Origin of the sequence: Vibrio sp. 10N.261.51.A3, from assembly GCF_041471965.1 — a bacterium.
Taxonomy (GTDB): Bacteria; Pseudomonadota; Gammaproteobacteria; order Enterobacterales; family Vibrionaceae; genus Vibrio; species Vibrio crassostreae_C.
On the sequence record NZ_JBFRPK010000027.1, the window covers coordinates 3,409 to 25,614 of the forward strand.

At 45.0% G+C, this 22,206-nt stretch carries 19 protein-coding genes and 1 pseudogene; 9 read left to right on the plus strand and 11 right to left on the minus strand.

Features of this window, described 5'->3' with window-relative positions; all coding sequences use genetic code 11:
• Nucleotides 1-118 precede the first annotated feature (118 nt).
• Together AB4371_RS07665 and AB4371_RS07670 are read right to left on the minus strand one after the other, a co-directional pair.
• Nucleotides 119-556: pseudogene (locus AB4371_RS07665) on the minus strand (iron-containing alcohol dehydrogenase); the annotation flags it as partial.
• A 260-nt stretch (nt 557-816) separates the two neighbouring features.
• Nucleotides 817-969: a hypothetical protein gene (locus tag AB4371_RS07670; RefSeq protein WP_164091093.1), complete on the minus strand. Its 153-nt coding sequence runs from the start codon at nt 967-969 to the stop codon at nt 817-819.
• A gap of 226 nt (nt 970-1,195) precedes the next feature.
• Between AB4371_RS07670 and yjjG the strand changes: the two genes are divergently transcribed.
• Nucleotides 1,196-1,870: a pyrimidine 5'-nucleotidase gene (yjjG, locus tag AB4371_RS07675; protein ID WP_372149381.1), complete on the plus strand. Its 675-nt coding sequence runs from the start codon at nt 1,196-1,198 to the stop codon at nt 1,868-1,870.
• A 214-nt stretch (nt 1,871-2,084) separates the two neighbouring features.
• Nucleotides 2,085-3,014, plus strand: coding sequence for an aromatic amino acid DMT transporter YddG (gene yddG, locus AB4371_RS07680; protein WP_372149383.1), 930 nt, complete (start codon nt 2,085-2,087; stop codon nt 3,012-3,014).
• 39 nt (nt 3,015-3,053) lie between these two features.
• Here yddG and AB4371_RS07685 read toward each other — a convergent pair whose 3' ends face one another.
• Complete coding sequence (locus AB4371_RS07685; RefSeq protein WP_372149385.1) at nt 3,054-3,950, minus strand: cation diffusion facilitator family transporter; 897 nt, start codon at nt 3,948-3,950, stop codon at nt 3,054-3,056.
• Nucleotides 3,951-4,238: 288 nt separating this feature from the next.
• Here AB4371_RS07685 and AB4371_RS07690 point away from each other — a divergent pair, with 288 nt between their 5' ends.
• Nucleotides 4,239-4,589, plus strand: coding sequence for a hypothetical protein (locus tag AB4371_RS07690; RefSeq protein WP_372149387.1), 351 nt, complete (start codon nt 4,239-4,241; stop codon nt 4,587-4,589).
• A gap of 57 nt (nt 4,590-4,646) precedes the next feature.
• Here AB4371_RS07690 and AB4371_RS07695 read toward each other — a convergent pair whose 3' ends face one another.
• Nucleotides 4,647-5,525: a LysR family transcriptional regulator gene (locus AB4371_RS07695; protein ID WP_016797108.1), complete on the minus strand. Its 879-nt coding sequence runs from the start codon at nt 5,523-5,525 to the stop codon at nt 4,647-4,649.
• A 161-nt stretch (nt 5,526-5,686) separates the two neighbouring features.
• Here AB4371_RS07695 and AB4371_RS07700 point away from each other — a divergent pair, with 161 nt between their 5' ends.
• The 3 genes from AB4371_RS07700 (at nt 5,687) to AB4371_RS07710 (ending at nt 9,140) form a co-directional block, all read left to right on the plus strand.
• Entirely contained in the window at nt 5,687-6,286 is a 600-nt protein-coding gene (locus AB4371_RS07700) for a class I SAM-dependent methyltransferase (RefSeq protein ID WP_193842052.1), read from the plus strand.
• Between the two features lie 330 nt (nt 6,287-6,616).
• Entirely contained in the window at nt 6,617-8,179 is a 1,563-nt protein-coding gene (locus tag AB4371_RS07705; RefSeq protein ID WP_372149389.1) for a YjjI family glycine radical enzyme, read from the plus strand.
• 46 nt (nt 8,180-8,225) lie between these two features.
• Nucleotides 8,226-9,140: a YjjW family glycine radical enzyme activase gene (locus tag AB4371_RS07710; protein ID WP_248384028.1), complete on the plus strand. Its 915-nt coding sequence runs from the start codon at nt 8,226-8,228 to the stop codon at nt 9,138-9,140.
• A 24-nt stretch (nt 9,141-9,164) separates the two neighbouring features.
• Here AB4371_RS07710 and AB4371_RS07715 read toward each other — a convergent pair whose 3' ends face one another.
• The 5 genes from AB4371_RS07715 to yccS form a co-directional block, all read right to left on the minus strand.
• Nucleotides 9,165-10,076 carry a LysR family transcriptional regulator gene (locus AB4371_RS07715; RefSeq protein WP_248384029.1) on the minus strand — a complete coding sequence of 304 codons (912 nt, stop codon included), beginning with the start codon at nt 10,074-10,076 and terminating at the stop codon, nt 9,165-9,167.
• 78 nt (nt 10,077-10,154) lie between these two features.
• A complete protein-coding gene (locus AB4371_RS07720) occupies nt 10,155-11,414 on the minus strand; it encodes a hydroxymethylglutaryl-CoA reductase (RefSeq protein WP_372149391.1) in 1,260 nt (419 codons plus the stop codon).
• A 161-nt stretch (nt 11,415-11,575) separates the two neighbouring features.
• Entirely contained in the window at nt 11,576-11,896 is a 321-nt protein-coding gene (locus AB4371_RS07725; RefSeq protein WP_017060893.1) for a hypothetical protein, read from the minus strand.
• A 121-nt stretch (nt 11,897-12,017) separates the two neighbouring features.
• Complete coding sequence (locus AB4371_RS07730; RefSeq protein ID WP_065584591.1) at nt 12,018-12,203, minus strand: hypothetical protein; 186 nt, start codon at nt 12,201-12,203, stop codon at nt 12,018-12,020.
• Between the two features lie 332 nt (nt 12,204-12,535).
• Nucleotides 12,536-14,719, minus strand: coding sequence for a YccS family putative transporter (gene yccS / locus AB4371_RS07735; RefSeq protein ID WP_372097306.1), 2,184 nt, complete (start codon nt 14,717-14,719; stop codon nt 12,536-12,538).
• 177 nt (nt 14,720-14,896) lie between these two features.
• Between yccS and helD the strand changes: the two genes are divergently transcribed.
• Complete coding sequence (gene helD, locus AB4371_RS07740) at nt 14,897-16,972, plus strand: DNA helicase IV (RefSeq protein WP_372149393.1); 2,076 nt, start codon at nt 14,897-14,899, stop codon at nt 16,970-16,972.
• 87 nt (nt 16,973-17,059) lie between these two features.
• A complete protein-coding gene (locus AB4371_RS07745; protein ID WP_017060889.1) occupies nt 17,060-17,410 on the plus strand; it encodes a VOC family protein in 351 nt (116 codons plus the stop codon).
• Nucleotides 17,411-17,530: 120 nt separating this feature from the next.
• On the opposite strand, the gene AB4371_RS07750 is transcribed toward AB4371_RS07745, so the two are convergent.
• The gene (locus AB4371_RS07750; RefSeq protein ID WP_017060888.1) at nt 17,531-17,986 is read right to left on the minus strand and encodes a methylglyoxal synthase; all 456 of its coding nucleotides are present in this window, start codon (nt 17,984-17,986) and stop codon (nt 17,531-17,533) included.
• 60 nt (nt 17,987-18,046) lie between these two features.
• Nucleotides 18,047-19,075 (minus strand): TMAO reductase system periplasmic protein TorT, encoded by a 1,029-nt coding sequence (torT, locus tag AB4371_RS07755; protein WP_372149394.1) that lies wholly within the window; start codon nt 19,073-19,075, stop codon nt 18,047-18,049.
• 92 nt (nt 19,076-19,167) lie between these two features.
• Here torT and torS point away from each other — a divergent pair, with 92 nt between their 5' ends.
• A complete protein-coding gene (gene torS / locus AB4371_RS07760) occupies nt 19,168-22,173 on the plus strand; it encodes a TMAO reductase system sensor histidine kinase/response regulator TorS (protein WP_017060885.1) in 3,006 nt (1,001 codons plus the stop codon).
• The last annotated feature ends 33 nt before the right edge of the window (nt 22,174-22,206 follow it).

Sequence of the window (22,206 nt, forward strand, 5' to 3'; positions counted from 1 at the left end):
GGGGGGGGGGGGGGGGGGGGAATGTTGCTATATCTTTGTGGCATAGAGAGGAATTGATGAAAACAAAATGTCCAACTTTTAGCCCACTACTTTACGTCCAACTTTTTAGCCCACCGTAAGTCATTTCAGATGCTGTACCAGCTGTGGTGTTGATAGCGATCAATGGCATCATTGGCTTTTCAGATTGGTCTACGCCTTCGTAATCTGCAATCTTGCCGCCGTTAGAAGCAACCAGAGCGATACCTTTTGCACAGTCGTGTGGAGAACCGCCACCTAGAGAAACAACAAAATCACAATCGTTGTCAGTCAGCAATTCTAGACCATCGTTCACGTTAGTGATGGTTGGGTTTGGTTGAGTGCCGTCGAATACAACTGCGTCTACGCCACGCTGGCTAAGAAGGTCTTGTACCTGCTTAACTACGCCAATTTGGTTTAGGATCTTATCAGTAACGATCAGACCTTTTTTAAAGCCTTGAGACTGAATGCTATCAGCAGCATCCTTCAGACAGCCAGTACCCATGAAGTTGATTGTAGGGATGTAAAATGCAGTAGACATTGGAAAACTCCGTTAATTATGATTTTTAATTTCCTACATGTTGTCGGCATTCAAGTGGTCGACCATTGATCTGGAACAACTTTGATTCCGAACTACCACTTTGTGGCTAGTCGTTGTGATAGGGCTCATATAGCAATCGTTTTCATGGTTTTTGGCTGTGTTCTTTGTCAGTAGTGATTAGCGATAAATTGGCTCCACCAAGAGCAGAATGGTGCTCTATAACAATGAAAAATAAGGTTTTTCACTGAACGTTGCTTTGGTTAGGCTGGTGTCGACGTTTTATCGGAGTCATCACTGCATTCAATTTGAGGATCTTGCGATTCTTCAGAATCAAGGGTGTCTTCTGGCTCCTCATCATAGTATTTGACAAGAAAAGGGGTGAGCATGACAGATGATGGTAAAAAGTGCTTCATAATACCTCCCGGTACAGTACGTATGTTTCTTGTATGGTATTGGTTTAATATGTGGCAAAATTTGCGATACATCATGACTTGCGACTTGTTTTCTATAAATTATTAGATTTATATACAGGCTCACAAATTTGAGGGTAAAGTGATGCGTTGCCGTTTTAGGCCGCGATAAGAACAACGAAAAAAACAGTGTAGGCAGTGCTCAACAGCGCGAATAATAGGAAATAAAATGAAGTACGATTGGATATTCTTTGATGCAGACGAAACCTTGTTCCATTTTGATGCTTATCAGGGAATGAAGCTGATGTTTTCTCGTTTTGGTGTGGACTTCAGCGAACAGGATTATGCGGCTTATCAAAAGGTTAACTTACCACTTTGGGTCGATTACCAAGATGGTCGCATTACCGCCGACCAACTGAAACACACGCGCTTCGAAAGCTGGGCTGAGAAACTAGAGACAACAACGGGCGCTTTAAACAGTGCATTTTTAACGGCGATGGCAGACATCTGTTCTTTATTACCAGGTGCACAAGAGTTGGTGGAGTCTTTAAAAGGCAAAGTGAACATGGGCATCATCACTAACGGTTTTACAGAGCTGCAGTCAATCCGTTTAGAGCGCACAGGAATGACGGATTACTTTGAGCACGTCATCATTTCTGAAGAGGTTGGGGTAGCTAAACCCGATGCCGAGATTTTTGAATATGCGCATAATCTGGTTGGATTGCCATCGAAGCAAAGAATATTGATGGTCGGGGATAACCCACATTCCGATATTCTAGGTGGGTTAGACTTTGGCATCGAAACGTGTTGGTTGAACAGCCAAGAGAAAGCGGCGCCAGCGGGTATTAACCCTCACTATCAAGTAAAGTCTTTGGTTGATTTGAAAGCTCTGCTGCTGGCTTAGTTAATAACTGCCTGCCACTACTGAATATGCAATCATAACTGGTTGATTTCGTTAATTGACCAATGCTTTGTAAATTGATTGGCGTTTCATTAGTGGATAGATGCTTCGCTTCGTAAATAAATTGCTGATGGCCGAGTACGAAAATGTACTCGGCCAATTATTTTGAACTTGGTTTAACCATAGAGTGACCATCAAAACAGATAAAGGAAAAGGCGTGCAGAAATCTCATCGTTATAGCTGCTACGGTATTATCGCCATTTTACTATGGAGCTGCTTGATTGCTCTGTCTCGTAGTGTCTCAGAACAGCTAGGTCCAATTGGTGGCGCGGCCAGCCTTTATACGGTGAGTTCGCTATTGTTGGTTTGTGTTATGGGGTTACCTAAGCTTTCACGCTTTTCTAAGTCTTACTTGCTGATTGGCGGCGCCTTGTTCGTTTGTTATGAGATCTTCTTGGCTCTGGCATTGGGAATGGCGAACAGCCGACATCAAGCGATAGAGATGGCGGTAATCAACTATCTATGGCCAGCACTGACGGTGTTATTTGCGGTGCTGCTGAGCGACAAGAAGATTAACTGGCTGGTTTATCCAAGTATCTTCTTGGCATTCTTTGGTGTGGCTTGGAGCATCAGCGGTGACCAAGGTCTCTCTGTCGACCAAATTGCTGCCAACATTGCGACCAACCCTAAAACCTATTCTATGGCGTTTTTTGGTGCGATTATTTGGGCTGTTTACTGCAACTACACCCAGCGTGTCGCGAAAGGGCAGAATGCGATTGTGCTTTTCTTTATCGCTACAGCGATCACTTTGTGGATCAAATACGCATTGAGTGATGAAACCGGCATGGTTATGACAACCAGTGCGGCGATTGATTTAGCATTAGCTGGTGCTTGCATGGGGGCAGGCTACGCACTTTGGAACACGGCGATTCTTGGTGGCAACATGGTGTTTTTGGCAACCATGTCGTACTTTACGCCAATCTTCGCGACGCTGCTTTCCTCGGTGATTTTGGGTTTGTCATTGACCATGACGTTTTGGCAGGGCGTATGTATGGTAACTGTTGGCTCACTGGCTTGCTGGTGGGTAACAAGAGAAAAGCCGACGGCAAAGGCGTCGGCTTCTAAAAAGGTTCAATCTCAGTCGTAATTTACGCTGATGTTCCAGCGTCATTTGCTAGGTGAAAGCTTAGCTCGCGACATTGAGGTTCAATTGAAGCTCATAAGGCATCTTCGATAGGCGTCGCTTAAGTTGGCGGCGCGTACGTTCAATATCATCGACCGCAATCGCTTGTTGGTCGTTGGTATGAATATCAACATTGATTCGTAATTCTGGACCAACCTTAGTCACACCCATCAGCTCCAAATCTTGCTCCGCTTCTTTGTCTACCGCGACAACGTTCTTATCGACCGCATCACAAATATCTTTGTTTGCCGACATCATAAGCAGTTCGCGCATCGCCTCACGTAACATGTCGAAAGGCACTTTGATGAAGTAGAAAGACATTAGCAACATCATCATTGGGTCGGCATACACCGCGTATTCTGCAAGCGGAGAAAAAGTAATTAACCAAGCCGCTACGAAACCCGCAGTTACCGCTACACTCAGTAGCGTATCCATCTGCCACTGTTTAGACTCAGCCTCAATCAGACCTGAAGAAATACGTTTACTCTTGTTCGCGATGTACCACCAAGCGTAACCACAACCCAACACGTTGAAAATACCAAACAGAGTTGCGATAGAAGCATCAACTTCACGACCGCCTGTCATCAAGGCACCGATCGCAGAGTAAAGCGAATAACCAACCACAAGTAGAATCACAACGGCTTTAATCGCAATCACAATTGGTTCGATGATAGCTCGACCAAACGGGAATTCTCTATCTGAAGGGCGGTTAATGTACTTTGAAGCAGCTAGTGACAATAAAGTTAACAGTAAGCTGATAAGAGAATAGACACCGTCAAATACTATGACCAGAGAGCCAACGAGAAGACCCAACACCAATCCGCCAATTGCGAAGCCTGATGCTAAAAGGGCTGAGAACAATAGTACTCGATTTTCGTTTTGGCTTTTCCTGTCACACATAATATTTTCCAGATGTTTTTGATAACTTCATTGTTCTAATATTGAGCTAACTTTACAAACTTTATCTGATGACGTTTATATGTCTTATTTAATTAAAATGTATAAACACATTAAATTCAGTGGCTTAAGTTAAATTTAAGGTGTCAATAAAGTTGACGTTGAGTGTTTTTTGGGGATGATGTGCAACTGAAATAGGATCGTTTATGATTAATAAAACACATTAGTCGCTAAGGTCTTATTGGTCTTCTAGATTTGACTGAGACTGCAATGGACAAGGAGTGAATCAATATGAAATTTGACGATATCAGTGATAACGAGTTGTGGGCGATTGCTACCCCGATCATGGATAATCTGATGGACGGTTCAACCAAGGTAGACCATGAACAGCACTGTCGAGATTTTACTCAGAGGATGAAAGACATTGTTACACCAGATTATTTAGAAAAGGTGTGTCACCATTATCAGCACAGTAATGGCTTTTTTGCTGAGCGTGAGCCAGTGGCGTTATTTAGACGTTCAGACTCCATCGCTTTTGTGTGGAAACAAGCTTACACCATCGCCAAAGGTGAGTTTGTCGCCGAAATGGTATTGGTTGAAGAAGACGGACGCTATTTAGTGGATCACGTGATGGTCTTCTAGGTGCAGTTCTGTTTGTGATTTTGCCCTTTGCTAAAGACGATAAGCTATAAGCGCGAGCTAGAAATCAAACAAGTAATCACTAAGCTGGTCGGCCAACCAATTCATTCCTGGGTGCTCTGCCATGCCAGCTGCGGTAAACATACAGTAGTCTTCTTGCGTTAAGCCGTAGGTGTGTTTGATCACGGCAAGCTCTTGTTCACGCAATAAATGGCGAATCAATGGCTCTGGCATTACGCCCCATGCCTCTTCACGTAGAATCGTATCCAACATAAAGTCGAAGCTAGAGAAGCCAATGTAACGACGCGAGAAGGGCTCAAGCTCAGGATTATCCTTTTCATTAAGATAAACCATGGTCGCTTGCATCGAATTTCTCAGTACCTCATCAGACACTCGTCGCATCGCACTCAAATCATGGCCTTTCTTACATACAGACATCATTCGAATCTTACCAAGCGGGTTGTAGATAATTCTTGGGTCATCGACACGTTCGTAATCGACGCCAAATGCGAAGTCGACTTGCTGAGTTTCAACTAGGTTTGCTAAATCACCGCTCGACGCAAGAACGAAGTTGAATGAGGTAGAAGGGTACTTGTTATTTAAGGCGTGGGATAAGTCCTGCCACATTTCATCGGGTAGGGAGTCATCTCGTGCTATCCAAATCTCCGCGTTGAATTCGCCCGAGACATGCAAGCAGGTTTGTTTAATACGCGCGGCTGTCACCAACATGCCTTCGCAATCCTTGTAAATCGCTTTACCCGCTTCTGAAAGCTCAACGTGGTTTCCGCTGCGGACGAACAGCTCGACATCTAACTCTTTTTCCAAGGCTTTAATCGACATGCTGAGTTTGGTTCGGTTGCATTCTAACTGGCGTGCAGCTTCGGAAACTGATCCTAAATCAGCAACGGAACAAAAGGCTTGGACTTGAGAAAGGTTCATTTCATTTCCATATTGAGCGGGGGTCGGTGCATATTATCTGAATATTGTGCTGACTATCTTAGAAATAGTCCATCTTTGCATGATAACTCTATGACGAATTGACTAATTTGGTTTACTCTGGGGAAGTTCCGAACCTACAAGAAGTAAAGATGGAGGCCATGATGGCGAAACAATGGGACGAATACGCCGTTGATTGGGATAAAGATCCCGCGACCGCAGTATTCGCACAGTCCGTATTTGACCAGTTAACACAGCTCGTTGATTTAAACGGAACCCGTGTCCTTGATTTTGGTTGTGGTACAGGACTACTCAGCCAGAAAATATCTCCTTTAGCAAAAGAGATCATCGCACTTGATATCTCTGAAGGGATGATTGAAGAGTTAGATAAGAAAGAGTTACCTAACGTTGAACCGGTAGTTGATATTTTATCGCGCGGACTTGCAGCGCTGCATCCAGCATTCAGAAACCAGTTTGACCTAGTGGTAGCCTCTTCGGTGTGTGGTTTTATCCCGAACCTACAAGACACAGTCAGTCTGATTTACACGCTGCTTGAAAACGACGGCACGTTTGTACACTGGGATTGGTACTTGGAAAGCGACAGTGAAGACTATGGTGTAAGCCAACAGCGCTCAGAAAACGTATTGAGTGCAGCGGGTTTTGCAGTAGTTGAAGTCTCTACACCGTTCTCGATTGACACTCCACAAGGAGAGTTAAAGGTATTAATGGGTGTTGGACGTAAACAAGCGCTTCCTGATCTGTAATCGTGTGTATGCCTTGAGCTAGCATTCAGAATGCTCATTTAAAATACTAAACCCACATTAACGACTCTAACGTCAGTTATGTGGGTTTTCTCTTTTTGGCGCTATCGTTTTAAACAGAACGAATTAGCGCTTTCTCATTTCTTCACTACTAACTCTGGTTTCTCTATTTCTCTATTTCTCTGTTTCTCATCTCGCTCATAGAAAACTCAACACCGCTAATTTACAAATTATTTATTTCCATTTTGGAAATGTAGTCTTGCATACATTTCATTAGTGGAAATATAACGGTGAGATATAAAATAAGCCCATAACAACACTAAGGGTTTAATCATGAGCCACCAATCTGCGTCATCTACTTCTTCACCACTTTCAGAGCAACAACAACGCTTTAGCAATATCATTTCAGATGCCAACCTGTCACCAAAACAGAAGTCGAGCTATCTTGCCTTAGAAGCTGAAGCCAGCTTACCGTATATGCCGGTAAGCAAAGAAGTAGAGCAAGCCTTACAACAAGGTGTGCTGTGTGACATGTTTGAAGGGCACGCCCCATTTAAGCCGCGCTATGTACTTCCAGATTATTCTAAATACTTACATCAAGGCTCAGAGTATTTAGAGCTTAGCGCGGCAACCAACTTCGATGAAGCATTGAACATGCTTACCATCCTTTACCACCATGTTCCTTCTGTCACTTCAATCCCGGTTTACCTAGGTCAGTTGGATGATGTGTTGATGCCTTTCGTGGGCGACTTAACGGAAGAGCAGGTATACCAAAAGATTAAGCTGTTCTGGATCATGTTGGATCGCACACTGCCAGACGCCTTTATGCATGTGAATATCGGCCCGACAGACAACATTATCTGCCGTACGATTTTACGTGTAGACGCTGAATTGAAGCAGATCGCGCCAAACTTAACCTTTATGTACGATCCAGCTGTGACTCCTGATGATCTACTTCGTCATGCGGCGAGCAACATTTGCGAATGCAGTAAACCACATATTGCAAACTATCCAGCGCATGCCGAGGCTTACGGCGACAAGCGTTTTGGTATTGTGAGCTGCTATAACTCTCTGCCGTTAGCGGGCGGTTCAAATACCTTGGTGCGTATGAACCTAAAGCAAGTGGCGTTGAAGTCTGAGGACAGTGCTGATTTCTTACAACAAGTATTGCCGAACTACAGTGGCATCATGGTTGAGTTGATGAACGCTCGTAGCCGCTTCTTGCATGAAGAGTCTAACTTCTTCGAAGGTTTCCTGACCAAAGAAGGCCTTATCGAAGAAGATCGCTTTGCGCCAATGTTCGGTATTTACGGCATGGCGGAAGCAGTTAACATCTTGATGGAGAAAGAGGGCCAAGCAGGGCGTTATGGTCACGATGAACAGGCTAATCAACTTGGTCATCGTATCTCTAAAAAACTGGCTGAGATCGTTGAACGCTCTGAAGTGAAATATGGATTAGAAGGTAAAGCTCTATTGCATGCTCAAGGCGGTATCAGCCTAGATGAAGATGTGACGCCGGGTGTCCGTATTCCTTATGGTACCGAACCGGATCCAGTCTCTTACGTTCGTGCAACTGCGGGTCACCATAAGTTCTACACCTCGGGCATCAGTGACATTCTGACCATCGACGAAACAGTGAAATCTAACCCTGAAGCGATGTTTAACTTGTGTAAAGGCGCGATTCAAGCGGGTTACCGAGAGTTCACGGCTAACGTTGCATCAAATGATTTGGTTCGTGTCACGGGTTACATGATTAAGCTATCTGACATTGCCAAATATGACGAGCAAGGCTCACGCACCAATACCACCTTCTTAGGGGCTGAAGCTGCGAAGAACACGGGCATATTAGAGCGTAAACCACGCGTGGCGAGCTTAGAGATGTCACCGACATACTAATAGCTTTAACGTGTGTGATGCGTTTCGAATACGAACAATGTGAATTATGAAAATTTCTGATCTAACAACTCAAATGGCTAGGGTTAAAAATAATAAGACAGAAAAACAAGCGAAGGTCAGCCGTGTGCTGACCTTTTCTTGTGTTGACGGCCCGGGAAACCGCTTAGTGCTATTCCTTCAGGGCTGCAACTTTGACTGTATTACCTGCCACAACCCCCACACAATCAATCATTGTAACCATTGTGGTGACTGCGTTAGCGGCTGTCCAAGCCGTGCTTTAAGTATGGTTGATGGCAAAGTGAAGTGGGACCCAGCAGCTTGCACTAACTGCGATCAGTGCATTGATGCCTGCGACCATAAGTCGAGCCCGAAAATTACCACAATGACGGTCTCAGAGGTGATTGAACTCGTCAGACATAATCAGTTTTTCTTGAGTGGAATTACCGTTTCTGGCGGTGAAGCGACTATGCAGTTGCCATTTATCATAGAACTGTTTGAGGCGATTAAAAGTGATCCACAGCTAGCGCATCTCACGTGCTTTATTGATAGTAATGGTTCGCTGTCACTGCAAGGGTGGGACAAGGTGTTGCCTTATCTCGATGGTGCGATGATTGACCTAAAATCATGGCAATCGGAAACACATCAATGGTTAGTGGGCAGAGGTAATCATAGGGTGTTTGAAACCATTAACTACTTAGCAGGTAAAGGAAAACTGCATGAAGTTAGGTTGCTGCATATCCCAAATAAAAGCGATCTTGAAGATGAAATTGAACAGGTGGGGCGTTACTTGAAGACTCTACCAAGTGATGTTCGAATTCGACTGAATGCGTTTCAACATCATGGTGTCATTGGCGAAGCGTTAGATTGGCCGAAATGTACCAAACAACAGATGCAGAGCTTTCACGATAAGCTCTACACCATAGTCCAAAGACCGATGCAAACCCCTGAGGTTTATACCTAACCTGTATGTTGCTTAGACGGTCAATCAGGCTTCTAAAAACAGGTCACACAACCACTTGATCGCTTGATCATTCATGTTGGGCTTGTTCCACACCAAGCTATATGCCACCTTACCGTAATCAAAAGGCAAGGGCTTGCTCACTAAGCCCTGAGCTTGTTTAGCATGCTCAGCCCACTGTTTAGAGCAAGTGAACAGGAAAGGAGTGTGGTGACACAACACAGCCGCAGCGCCGAAGTCCGCGACCGATATTGCCATCTCTCTTGGCTGGTGGCATTGAACCAAGTTTTGCTCAAAGTAGGGCTGAGACAGTTCGTTATCTAAAATGCCAATGTGCTTGTAATCTAAGTAGCCTTCTACCGTCAGCTCTTGCTGAGCAAGAGGGTGGTGTGCGCCCATCAAACAAACCATTTCATCAGGAAGAATTGTTTCCCAAACCAGCTCTTTGTTATCGGTGGGCGGCTGAGATATATCATGGGGCAGTAAGATCAAATTGACCTTGCCACTGAGCAAAGCATCGAAGCCGAGCTGTTGTTTCGAATAGATGTTGAGCTTCGCGTTTGGCGCGAGTTCAGTGGTGATTTTACTTATCTTAGAGGCAAATACTTCGAAGGTACTTTCGCGCATCGAAAGTGAAAAGCTGCCTTGGTACTCATGAGGGGTAAAACTCTTCTGATGAAGCAGTCCGTTCATGCTTGAAAGAATTGCATGAACCGTCGGCGCTATCTTGAGAGCAAAGGGAGTCGGGATAAGCTTGGTACCATCTCGATAGAAAAGCTCATCATTCAGGATGTCACGTAGCTGAGACAGGGTTTTGCTTACACTCGAAGGGCTGACACAGAGTTGCTCTGAGGTCTGAGTGACACTGTGGGTGTTGAGCATAATATGCAGCGCAGTGAGGTGCTTAAGGCTCACCCTAGATAAGTGTAAGTAATCCATTTGTGACTCACGCATTCAGATTGGCTTGTGATTTTGCATGAACGACAAAATCGAACAAGCCAAATTGGATAAAGGTTATTAACGAGCTAGCTTATGGTGCGCTCGTGAAAAGTGGCCGGCACAAAATGCGCCTACAATCGATAGCTCACCCGCCAAACACAATGCAGCACAAACTTCAGCTAGGGCTTGTGATTTACCGTTGCCATGCAGCCCAAGTAAATCTAAACAGGCTTTTTGACTTGGCAAGCCGGTACCACCGCCGACAGTCCCCACCATTAAGTTAGGCAGTGTTACGCTCGCGTATAAACCGCCTTCTTTGTTGAGCTCCATACGCGTCATACCAATCGCTGACTCAGCGACACAGGCCGCGTCTTGGCCACAAGCGATATAAAGTGCCGCCAGCGCATTCGCATAATGAGCATTGATACCGATAGTACCACTCAAAGCGCCACCGACTGTGGTCATTTGACCAAACAGGACCATCTTCTCAGGTGTCGTGTGTAGGTACTTAGCGACAAGCTCAGCAGGGATATTCACTTCTGCCGTCACCTTTTTACCACGAACGCTGCGCAAGGTTTGGGTATTGGCTTTCTTATCGCCTGATAGGTTGCCATCAAGGAAAGCATGGTCAGGCTTAACTGGCGTATTTTCGATGATGTATTCAAACACGGCATTGGTCGCGATGGTCACCATATTCTGACCTGAAGCGTCTCCGGTTAGAAATTCAAACACCAAGTAAACATGGTTACCTTCGATGTTGATATTAATGTCGGTGAGCTTGCCGTGCGATGTTGTTGATTCTGCCAAGATCTTGAACTGGTCATATTGAGTTACAGCCCAAGCCACAAACTGTCCGGCTTCAACTAATCCTTGGAATGCAAAGCCAGGAGTTCGTGTTACACCCTCATTGAGCAACATAGCACTGGCACCACCACAAGCCGTAATCAGCTTAGAACCACGATTGTAAGACGCAACAAGCGCAGCTTCTGTGGTCGCGAGTGGTACGAGGTAATCGCCCGTAGCAAATAGGCCATTAACTCTTAATGGGCCAGACACACCGACAGGGACTTTAACTGTGCCAATAAAGTGCTCAATGTTTTTCTCATAAGCTTGGATCTGGCTTTGCGTATGAGGGTCGAGCAGTTCTTGCTGTGAATCCGCGTTATCGAGCGCTGTCCAGCGACGTGTGAGATTCTTTTCTGTCAGGTAGGGGCTAGGTGTCAGCTTATTTACTGGCTTTTCAAAATGAGGCTGAAGCTTTTTTTCTAATTCGTCTGCGGAGATGTCGCCTCCTAAAATAGAAACATAGTCACGGCGATGCAGATTTAGTTTTGGCATAAATAGTATGAAGTAAAGTTTGTGCAGCAAATTGGTTTGCGCTGATTCTACCGAGTAATAAACCAGAAACAAGCGCCTGATATAATGAGTTACAGTTTGTGTGGTTGTTGAAGCAAAAAGCAGCGAAGTTTCGCGAAATATAGGCTGTATTTGAGCGAAATTTAGATATGAATGTCGAGAAGGCTACCGATGGCTTCGTTTTGACGATCAACCACACTTGCACCAACGCGGTTATAACTTGCGCTTTGTGTCAGTTTAATCAGGGAATCGGTTGAAGATGAAGCAGGTTCAGGTTCTTTGTCTTTAAAGGAAATGGCTTGTTCAGGCTCTATTTGATTAAAGCTGAGATCGCTAGCTTCGAAAGTGTCGTCGGATTCTAGAGCGTGTTTGGAGGCTTGGTTGAGCTCGATTGCGGCTTCTTCAGCCATGTTGGTGGATTGCTGAATAATGGCGTAACCAGATTGAATACCAGATATCGACATATCAGAACCTTTTATTGACGTATGGAATGAGTCTAGGCGGACGATATTTTGAGCGCAATGGTGAACAGATGAAATTTACGGTGAAAATGTGAACTTAAGCTAAAATAGTGATGTCTGTCTATTAACTGAACAGGTCATTTAGCGCGTTTAATTCTTCATCAGTAAGCAAAGAAGGCTTCTCTGTTTCGAGGTTGCCGTCGATCTCACTCTGAAGTGCTTTTAATTGTTGTGGGCTAAGAAGCTGTATTTGCTGCTTAAATGCTTCAAATTGCTGTGTATTCATAGTGTGACCTTTGTTCAAATCCATATGCTCTTTAGAGCATAGTCTACTGATTCAGGAAATCAAACAAGATTAAGTGAATTTTAAATGATGTTTGAAGTTTCTTGAAACTAAGACAACTATAAATTCCTGTGGTCGTTTTTTGTCCGAGAAATGTTAGGAAAAGTTAAGGCTTGGTCAATCAAAGTCAGAAAATTCCTACAATGTAAAAACGCCTTCAACCCTTGTGGCACAAGGGTAGGTAAGTAATTTCTCTACCCAATTAGAGGTATGGGTAAAGCAAGGTATAAATATTTGTGATGATCAAAAGATAAGCAATTGGCGTTATCTTTTTGTTTTTACGGTATTTTGTTTGTTGCTCAAGAAGCTTCTGTTTCAAACGACTTGTCGATCTTAACCTTAACTGCAAACTTGGTCGCTAAGGTATGCAGTTCTGGAAGCATTCGATAGATCAAATGGAGCTGTTGTAGAACCATTTTGACAGAATTCTCATCTTCTTCTCGCCATTCACTCAAACGTTTATCCAGCTCCGGGTCATAAGCGTTTTTCACTTCACAATGCTCTTTATGAGAATAGAGTTGATCATTTAGAGCGTCGAGATGCTGGTGGATTACTCTGTGCGCATCTAGCACCAGTTTGTGTGTCGCTTCATCATCAATACGCGTTCTGTGAGCACCCAGAGCCGAGATATAGCTAAGTAGAGCATGATTGAGTGTTAAGAATCGGAAGCTCTCATCTTCAGAGGTGCGGTACTTACCCGGTTCAACCAACATGCTACTGATCGCGGCAGTCAGGTTTGCATCATTATTATGCGCACTACGTCGAGCGATACGATAGTTTAGGCTATCTTTCTTACCGACACGGTATTGGCCGATGATCTGAGCGAGATAGTTCTTATTGGAATCGAGCGCATTCGCCATCACTTTGTGCAGTCGCTTCGACTGCCAATCAGGTAACACATAAATGACAGCAAGCACGGCGAGAGCACAACCAATAAAGGTATCCGCTAACCTTGGCAATACTACCGCGTAGCCTTCACCTAATTGGTTAAAGCAGAAGAGCACAAGCAGTGTGATAAAGCCGGTCGCAAACCCGTAGTTATTGATTCGAAACGCAAAGAACATCACGCCACTGATCACAATGAACACTAATTGGCTCTCTTGCGACGGGAAGAAAGTCAGTAACGGTACTCCGATCAATAAGCCTGCGACCGTGCCAATGACACGCGCCGTCAGTTTTTGACGGGTTGCACTGTAGTTTGGCTGACACACAAACAGTGTCGTCAGTAGAATCCAATAACCTCGTTCGATATCAAAACCCTGGATAATCCCGTAGCCCAGCGTCAAAGTGATCGCCATGCGAATCGCGTGGCGGAATAGCATAGAATCGGTGTGCAAGTTAGCTTTGATCTTGTGCCACATTGCCGTCAAAGTATGAGGGTTGGTATCGTTCAATACACCTTCTTCAATCTTCTCTGCATCTGGGTTGCTGATATTCGAGAGCTGTTTTTCAACGGTTGCTAGGTTATTGAATAAGTAATCCAACTGGTTCAGCAGTGATTTCCATTTAGGATTATTCTGTTGGTGCAGATGATTGAGCGAAGACATCAGCTCATCGAGTGCCAATACAGACTTGTCACCATGCTGGTATTCAGCGCCAACTTTCAACGAGCTCGCCACTTCTTTACACGCAGTGGCCTGCGCTTCCAGTAGATACTTAAATCGAAACAACACGTCAGAGCGTTCAAAGTGTTTTGCTAGCTCTTGATAACGATAATGGCTTGAGCTTACGCGTTCATGAATATCTTGTGCGATAAAGTAGGTGTTAAGAAATCGGTCACTAGGGCCGTCAATGTGTCCGCGCTTAGAGCGGTTAAGTAGCGTCGCCTTACACATGTTGAGTGCGTTAACGGTACTCGCGTTGAGTTTGGCTTCAATGATTCGGTGTGGCTGGGGAATCAAGTCAGAAACGGGGTAGAAGAGTTCCGCTTTTGAATCGATGTAGTTACCGATTTGATCGAATACCGTGGCTAAGTTTTGCTGCACGGGTTGCATTGGCCACACTATCTGCCAAATCATCGACATGAAGTAGTACCAAGCGGCGCCAGTTAACAGTAGAAGCGGTTGAAACCAAAGGTTGGTGCTCTCGTGTGCACCAAGCATGGTATAGATGGCAACCAAGAGAGAACCAAACGCGATGCTCGCGTATTTAGGGCCAATTGCCCCGAGAATGATAAAAAAGAAGGTTGAAACAAAAAGCCCTATCGCGAACAGCCAAGGCGTATCGAAGAGAAGCTCAATAGAGAAAGCCGCAACGGCGAAACAGATAAAGGTCAGCGTGAGTGCTTTCAAGCGCCCGGTAAAGCTGTCATCACTTTCCGCAAGAGCCGCAGCAATAACGCCTAAGATCAAAGGCGTGATCAGTGTGTTTTGTCCATAATACCAAGCAGGCACCACCACGCCGAGCAGAGTGATGAGAATTAATACGCTGTAATTTATGGTTTTATTCGCCCAATAGAGGCGTAATTTGGCTGAAAAGTCCACAGTCGCTCACTTGACACACTAAAAACCATAATCCTAACAGAAATCAAGCACAAGAATTTGATACTTATCCATAATTGCCCGTAGGTGGTCATGAAAGCGTCGATAAGATATGAGATATTATTAATTCTCATTGCATCATGATATAAATTCAATATTCCCAATTAAGAGCACACTCCAATGCAGCTAAGCGCTAACAAGACTGCACAGTTTTTTATTCAAAATGAATATCATCAGGTTGAACTTGATGGTCCACGCTTGCTGTTATCTTCAGTAGGCAGTGAAGAGCGTATCCCATTTACTATTTGGAGTGGCAAGATCGCGATAAAGCGCGGATTGTTCTGGGGATCGCTACAATTTTTTGCTAATCAACAAGATGGAACACAGCGCAGTTGGTTAGTACAAGGCTTACCTTGGGATCAATGCCGTCAATTTGCACGCGCGTCAGTTAGTGCTTATCAGAAGTGGCACGACACTCAATGTGAACAATTGGCTGAACACGTACCTCAGTGGGAAGCTGAATTAACACGTCTTGAGCAATTACCAGCCTTTCTACCGCATTCTAAGGTCAACACTTGGGTTGATATGGTCAACTCAGGCTTAGAGAGTATGACAATGACGCTAGAAGAGGCCGCACAACGCATGCCAAACCGCATCGCAAGAATGCAGCCATGGTTATCTGAAACGGAAATCAAGCAAGCTGAAAGAAACCAGCAATGGCTAGAGACCGAGCGAAAAAACTGGGAAGTGTTGTTTGCGCAATGTGAGTCGTCACCACTGAACTTATCGCAGCAATATGCGGTGTTGATGAATGATGATCACAACCTTATTTTAGCGGGTGCAGGCTCGGGTAAAACCAGTGTTCTAACGGCTCGCGTCGCGTATTTACTGCAAAGCCATCAAGCTCAAGCTGAAGAGTTGCTATTGCTCGCTTTTGGTCGTGAAGCGGCAGAAGAGATGAAGCAACGTCTCGACAGCAAAATTGGTTTATCAGCAGAGAAGGTGCAAGTCAGCACTTTCCACCAGTTGGGTTTAAAGATACTGAATCAAGTTGACCCCGAACGTGTGGTTATTTCTCCTTTAGCGCTCGATGACAACCAACGCCAAGCATGGTGCATTGATTGGTTGAAGAAGCACTGGATGACACCGACCAACTTTAAACGTTGGCAAAAGCATTTGTCTAAATGGCCAATCGCTTATTTAACCGGTGACGATGAGCTTGGTAGCCACGTTTCAAACCTCAAATTGATCGGTTGGCTTGAAAAGCAGCTAGAACAGTTGAATGCGTCGGGTTTAACCAAAAAAGAAGTACAGCAACAGCTGATTGATCACCGAGACTATGCGCGCCTCAACAGCGAGCTTTCACTGTGTTGGCCATGTGTAACCGCGTGGCAAAAGGAGCTGAAAGAACAGAATCATATCGACTTCTCAATCATGATCAGCCGAGCGACTCAGTATGTCGAGAAGGGCAAGTTTATCTCACCTTGGAAGTTCATCATGATCGATGAGTATCAAGATATCTCACCTGATCGTCTTGCCTTGGTTGAAGCACTGTGTAATCAGTCTAAAGCCGAGCATCAAGCCTCTATTTTTGCAGTAGGCGATGACTGGCAGTCGATTTACCAGTTTGCAGGTGCGGATGTGGATTTGACCACGGGCTTTAAGGATCGTTTTGAAAGCTCGACCATTCATCACCTAGATACGACTTACCGCTTTAACAATCAGTTAGGTGCGGTGGCTAATCGCTTTGTACAAGAAAACCCAATTCAGATTCCGAAAGAACTGAACAGCTTCAAGCAACAGAAGCAGAAGGCGGTGTACAGTGCGCCAAGTAAAGAAGTTGAGAAGATTCTTGATCAACTGAACCGTCAATCCAAAGGCAAAACCAATAAATCGGTGCTGCTACTTGGACGTAATCATTACCACAAGCCAGAGTTGTTGGAAGACTGGAAGAAGATCTTCACTTCCATTGATATCAAGTTCATGACTTGCCACGGCAGTAAAGGTAAAGAGGCGGACTTTGTCATTATTCTTTGTGTTGACGAAGGACAGTTCCCGACCAAGAAGAAACAGCTGCATATTGATGGCGCATTGACTGAATCATCAGACGCGTTCCCTTATGCTGAAGAGCGTCGTTTATTCTATGTAGCAATGACGCGGGCAAAAGAGAAAGTATGGATCACGCACAGTGGCGACGGCTCTGGCTTTGTGCAGGAGCTGCATGGTTCTGATTACCCAGTTGTTCGTAAAAAGTGATGTTACTTGACTTGATTGTCTAAGATTAGATCTTCAATCCCTGCCCTAATATCACAAGGCAGACGCATAAAGCATAAGGAATTTGCTATGGAACACGGCTCTATTAACTACATTGAATTTGCTGCGAAAGACATCTCAGCAACTAAGGCATTTTTCAGTCAAGTGTTTGGTTGGAGCTTTGAAGACTATGGCCCTGAGTATTCTGCGTTTGAAGGCAAAGGCTTAATGGGCGGCTTCTATTTGGCGGATCTGGCGTCGAATACGGATAATGGCGCGGCGCTGATGGTTTTTTATAGCCAAGATCTTGAGCAAACCGAGCGCGATGTAATTGATGCTGGTGGTCAGATAAACCGTGAGATCTTTAGCTTTCCCGGCGGCAGACGTTTCCATTTCAGAGAGCCAAGTGGCAACGAGATGGCAGTGTGGAGCGATAAATAGAGAGACTCTCGCACTGTTTTATGATTGAACTGTTTAATGTCTGAAAACGAGACATAAAAAAGCCTGCGATAAAATGCAGGCTTTTTAGTCTGTTCAGTAGAGAGCACATTTAACGTGCGATTACGTGCGCTCAGCTAGGTACGCTTCGTAGTCTGGGATCTCGATGATTACTTCTTCTTCAAGCAGTGAAGAGTTAAACAAGAAATTAGCGGTAGCGCGGTTAGTGGCCACAGGAATGTTCCAAACACTTGCGATACGAAGCAGTGCTTTTACGTCTGGGTCATGTGGTACAGCATTAAGTGGATCCCAGAAGAAAATCAGCATATCGATCTTGCCTTCAGAGATAAGCGCGCCAAGTTGTTGGTCACCGCCCATAGGGCCGCTGATCATGCTCTTGATTGCTAAGTCTGTCTCTTTACTTAGTAAAGAACCAGTCGTGCCCGTTGCGTAAAGGAAGTGCTTTTGTAGTTTTTCTTTGTTCTCTTTGACCCATCTTAGTAGCTCAGGTTTGAAGTGGTCATGAGCGACCAAAGCGATATGCTTATGTGTTGGCATAGTGCGCGTTGTTTTTTGCATGAATGTTCCCTAAATTGTTGTTTCGTTTTTATTGTTTTGAGTTCTTCAGCCAATATAGCACTATGGATTCACACTGAATACCGGACGAAACTCAGAAGGTGACAATGAGTCGGCGATAATTTGATCTTTGAGAGTTGCAGGTGTCAGCGCTTCGATAATCGGTGCGCTGTGTTGCTCGTAAGGTTGACCGCGTAAGTAACTCGTGGCTTGTTTTACCGACAAGCGACCTTGCTCAACCATTTTATCGGTTGGCGCAAAAAGTACCTTGTTACGAAGTAAACCACGGTAGGTTCCGTGACTTAAGTAACTCGAAATTAACCCAATCTCTTCGGTTTTATCGGCCGCTCGTAGCTCACTGATCGCTGCTTCAATCGCGACGGCACTTCCGACTATATATTGGATATCCGGCTCCTCGATCACCTGTTGTACTAGGTTTCTTTGCAGTTCTTTATCGTTATCTGCCCAATAGCTGATCGCGATTTTGATATCACTCGACTTGATCGCATCATAAAACCCCAGTGCTACAGGCTTAGTGCCGCCACTAGCTTGCGGGCCAAGTAACAGGGCGATAGGTGTTTCGCCTGATCCTTTCGGGTGTCGTTTCGACAAAAAATCTCCGACTTGGTATCCCATTTGGTACCAATCGACACCGACCGTACCTTTTAATACCTTCTGTTGTTCTTCATTGACGGTTAACTCATTTACCGTAGCAAACACAGGCGTCGAGCCAACCCAATCGCTGAGATTGTCATGATACGCATCGGGTGAAACCGTACCTAAAATAATCGCATCGGCTCCCCATTGTGTGCAAAGCACCAGTTGCGAGGCTTGTTTGGCCACGTTGGGGTAACCGCCAGCTTCCAATACTCTTAGCTCAACTTGCTGCTTTTCTGCTTCAGAGATCATTCCATAGTTTACCGACAACCAATAAGAGTCTTTGAGGTGCGGATAAATGGCACAAATTTTCTCTTTGTGTGATGTGGCTTCGGCTGGTTTTATTGGGCTCAAAGGCTCGCTAGCCCCTGCGACAGTGGTCACTGAGGCCAGTAGTGAGAGAAGAATTATTGAAGCGAAAGGTCTAGATAGCATGAATTGCCGTTTTATTGGTTTTAGATAAGAAACACTGCAAAATATAGCGTATTCTGCATGGGTAAAGAAGAACGTTTTAAGGTTTAGAGTTTATGTTGTTAGCTTCAGCGAGTATTGGACGCAAGCTGCTGGCCTCATTCTTAGTGATGGCACTGTTGGTTCTATTGTCTGCATTGATCGGTGTTTCTGGTTTTAGCTTTGTAGCAAAAACGGAAAGAAACGTCGTTGATTCGGCGCTTCCTGCCATGATCGAAGCTCGTCAGGTTTCTGAGTTGAGTAACCGTATTATTTCGTCAGTACAAACACTTTCTAATGCGAGAAACGAGGCCGAAAGAAAAGAGGCTGGCACCGTACTGTTTGACCAACTTGAGTCGCTTCTTCAACATATCAAAGAGCTTGGTGTCGACAGTTTCGATTCTCAGCTCCTCAATAAACTCGAAAACAATGTTCAAAGCGTTATTAACACACTGGCTGAGTTGGGTGTGTCGGTTGAGCGTAAGCTTTGGTTAAGCAAAGAGTTGTCGTCTCGTGTCGAAGAGATGCGCCTATTGGCCGAAGAGCTAGAGCAGTTGACGCGAACCCAAGTTTTGAACACGGCTACCATTGCGGTTGCTAACGTCACGCATATCTATGACCTGCTAGAAACCAAAGAAACGGATAAAGCCTACCAAGCCTTAGATGCGCTTGTAGAGGTTGACCTTGATTTGTCTGAGCGCCTACACGAATTGCATTTGCTGGCGTTCAAAATGCTTAACCAAATTGAAGAAACGCAAACCGTTACCAACGTAGAGCGTATTCATCAAATCCAATCAGAATTTGAATCCAACCTAAGAATCATGGCGCGCCGCGTTAAAGCGGTCGAAGATCCTACTCGTTCAGCGCAGATGTCTCAGCTTCTAGAAGAGCTCAGAAAACGCCAAGTCGTGTTCGATATTTCATTAGAACAATATGAGAACACCAAAAAGTCAGAGTTTCTGATGCAAAATACGTTGGAGCTGTTCTCTCAGCTGAATACAACGGTTAACCAACTGGTTGATGATTCAAACCGCAGTACCAAAAAAGCGGTTGATGAGCTGACCAGCACGTTGAATTTGGCTCAATGGTCACTGTCTGTGATTTCGGTTATTGGTTTGGTTATCGTTGCATTTATCGTGTGGCGAGTGGTGTATATCTCGGTTGTTAAACGTCTTACTGAATACTCATCGGCCTTGATGTCTATCGCACAAGGTCGCCTGAATATTGATATCTCGGTAAAGGGTAATGATGAGCTGGCTCATATGGGCGAGGCGATCATCACTGCCAGAAACACCGCGCAGGCGCTACAAGTGGTTGCGGTGGGTGAAGCAAAGGCGAAACGCGAACTTGAAGAGCACAAAGAACACTTAGAAGAGTTGGTCACAGACCGAACCTACCAGCTGCAAAAGACCAATGAGAAGCTGAACATCGAGGTAGGGAACCACGCTAAGGCTCGTAACGCCGCAGAACAAGCAAGCCGCGCAAAATCCGCTTTCCTTGCGACGATGAGTCATGAAATACGAACGCCGATGAACGGTGTATTAGGTACTGCAAGATTGCTCAAAGATACCGGGTTAGACCCGCTGCAATCCGGCTATGCAGACATCATTAACCGCAGCGGTAAGAACCTACTCGCGATTTTGAATGACGTGTTGGATTACTCAAAGATTGAAGCAGGGCATTTAGAAATCCGCACTGCTTCGTTTGATCTTCATCAGATGGTTCAAGATACCTACCAATTGATGGAAGGGCGTGCCGCTGAGAAGAAGCTGAACTTTGATTTCCATATTGAAAGTGATGTGCAACGCTATTGGCGTGGTGACGTAACGCGAATCAGCCAAATCTTGAATAATTTGGTCGGTAACGCGATTAAGTTTACGGAAAGTGGCTCGGTCGATATCTTTATCAGCTTAGATATCGAAGATGAAAATCGAGTGATGTTTGAAGTGTCAGATACAGGTGTCGGTATTGATGCTAGCGAACAAGCTTGTCTGTTTGATGCCTTTACCCAAACCGATAGCGGTCGCAACAAAACCGGCGGCACAGGGCTTGGATTAGCGATCAGTAAAAGCATCATGTTGGCAATGAACGGGGATATTGGCGTTCATTCTGAAGAAGGCGAGGGTAGCCAGTTTTGGTTCTCACTGCCACTTGAAGCCGGTGAGAAGATAGAAACGAAAGTACCGGTCATTGAAGCGTGTATTCGAGCTAAAGTACTTCTGATTGAAGATAACCCCGTAAACTGCATCGTTGCTGAAGGCTTCTTGCATAACTTGGGGCACGAGGTTGTGATTGCGACAACCGGACAAGAAGCGAGAGCCATATTCAGTGAGCAAGAGTTCGATATTGCGCTGGTGGACATTAACTTACCCGACTGCGATGGCGTCGAGTTAATTCAACAACTCAAAGACGATGCGCTTCAGCATAAAAGTGAAGAAGACGTAATTCGAAAAGTACCCCCAATGATCGCAGTATCGGCTCATGTGTTTAACGAAGAAGTGGAAAGCTATTTGTCGTCTGGCTTTGATGGATTCTTACCTAAGCCGTTAGAGAAGGAAGCATTATCGGAATTGATTGTTGAGCAGTTGGACGGTCACACGCTGTTGCTGCCTCAGCCGGATCCGTCAGATGCTGTTTGCTGTCAGCTAAACTCTAAACCTCAGGAAACCGAGCTAGACTTATCAGCATTGGCATTTGCAAGCTCGACACAACGAGCAAACCAAGACGCGGAACATAATCAAGGAGAACCGATTGTGCAGATGATTAACCCTAAGATTATCAAAGACGACTTGGCCATTCTCGGTCGAGAAAAAATAGTGCAGATTGTTGGGTTGTTTGACCAAAGCAGCCAAGTCACTCTCGATGAACTGATTGTGGCAAGTGCCGCTGACAACGCTCGTGAAATTAAGTCTTTAGCTCATAAACTGAAAGGGTCTGCCGGCAGCCTAGGATTATCTGCACTGTTTGCTTTATGCCAGAGCATTGAAGCGAGCGAGGATCCATTACTTCAATATCGCGATAATGCAGACTCATTACCTGAATTGGTGAAAGACTCGTTAGCAGCGCTCCGAGAGCAACTATAGAGTGGCTATTGGGCGGAAAGCCCCAAAATAAGA

Coding starts and splice junctions, on each gene's coding strand:
- AB4371_RS07670 (WP_164091093.1), bottom strand. CDS start 969: ATGAAGCACTTTTTACCATCATCTGTCATGCTCACCCCTTTTCTTGTC.
- yjjG (WP_372149381.1), top strand. CDS start 1,196: ATGAAGTACGATTGGATATTCTTTGATGCAGACGAAACCTTGTTCCAT.
- AB4371_RS07685 (WP_372149385.1), bottom strand. CDS start 3,950: ATGTGTGACAGGAAAAGCCAAAACGAAAATCGAGTACTATTGTTCTCA.
- AB4371_RS07690 (WP_372149387.1), top strand. CDS start 4,239: ATGAAATTTGACGATATCAGTGATAACGAGTTGTGGGCGATTGCTACC.
- AB4371_RS07695 (WP_016797108.1), bottom strand. CDS start 5,525: ATGAACCTTTCTCAAGTCCAAGCCTTTTGTTCCGTTGCTGATTTAGGA.
- AB4371_RS07700 (WP_193842052.1), top strand. CDS start 5,687: ATGGCGAAACAATGGGACGAATACGCCGTTGATTGGGATAAAGATCCC.
- AB4371_RS07705 (WP_372149389.1), top strand. CDS start 6,617: ATGAGCCACCAATCTGCGTCATCTACTTCTTCACCACTTTCAGAGCAA.
- AB4371_RS07710 (WP_248384028.1), top strand. CDS start 8,226: ATGAAAATTTCTGATCTAACAACTCAAATGGCTAGGGTTAAAAATAAT.
- AB4371_RS07715 (WP_248384029.1), bottom strand. CDS start 10,076: ATGGATTACTTACACTTATCTAGGGTGAGCCTTAAGCACCTCACTGCG.
- AB4371_RS07720 (WP_372149391.1), bottom strand. CDS start 11,414: ATGCCAAAACTAAATCTGCATCGCCGTGACTATGTTTCTATTTTAGGA.
- AB4371_RS07725 (WP_017060893.1), bottom strand. CDS start 11,896: ATGTCGATATCTGGTATTCAATCTGGTTACGCCATTATTCAGCAATCC.
- AB4371_RS07730 (WP_065584591.1), bottom strand. CDS start 12,203: ATGGATTTGAACAAAGGTCACACTATGAATACACAGCAATTTGAAGCA.
- helD (WP_372149393.1), top strand. CDS start 14,897: ATGCAGCTAAGCGCTAACAAGACTGCACAGTTTTTTATTCAAAATGAA.
- AB4371_RS07745 (WP_017060889.1), top strand. CDS start 17,060: ATGGAACACGGCTCTATTAACTACATTGAATTTGCTGCGAAAGACATC.
- AB4371_RS07750 (WP_017060888.1), bottom strand. CDS start 17,986: ATGCAAAAAACAACGCGCACTATGCCAACACATAAGCATATCGCTTTG.
- torT (WP_372149394.1), bottom strand. CDS start 19,075: ATGCTATCTAGACCTTTCGCTTCAATAATTCTTCTCTCACTACTGGCC.
- torS (WP_017060885.1), top strand. CDS start 19,168: ATGTTGTTAGCTTCAGCGAGTATTGGACGCAAGCTGCTGGCCTCATTC.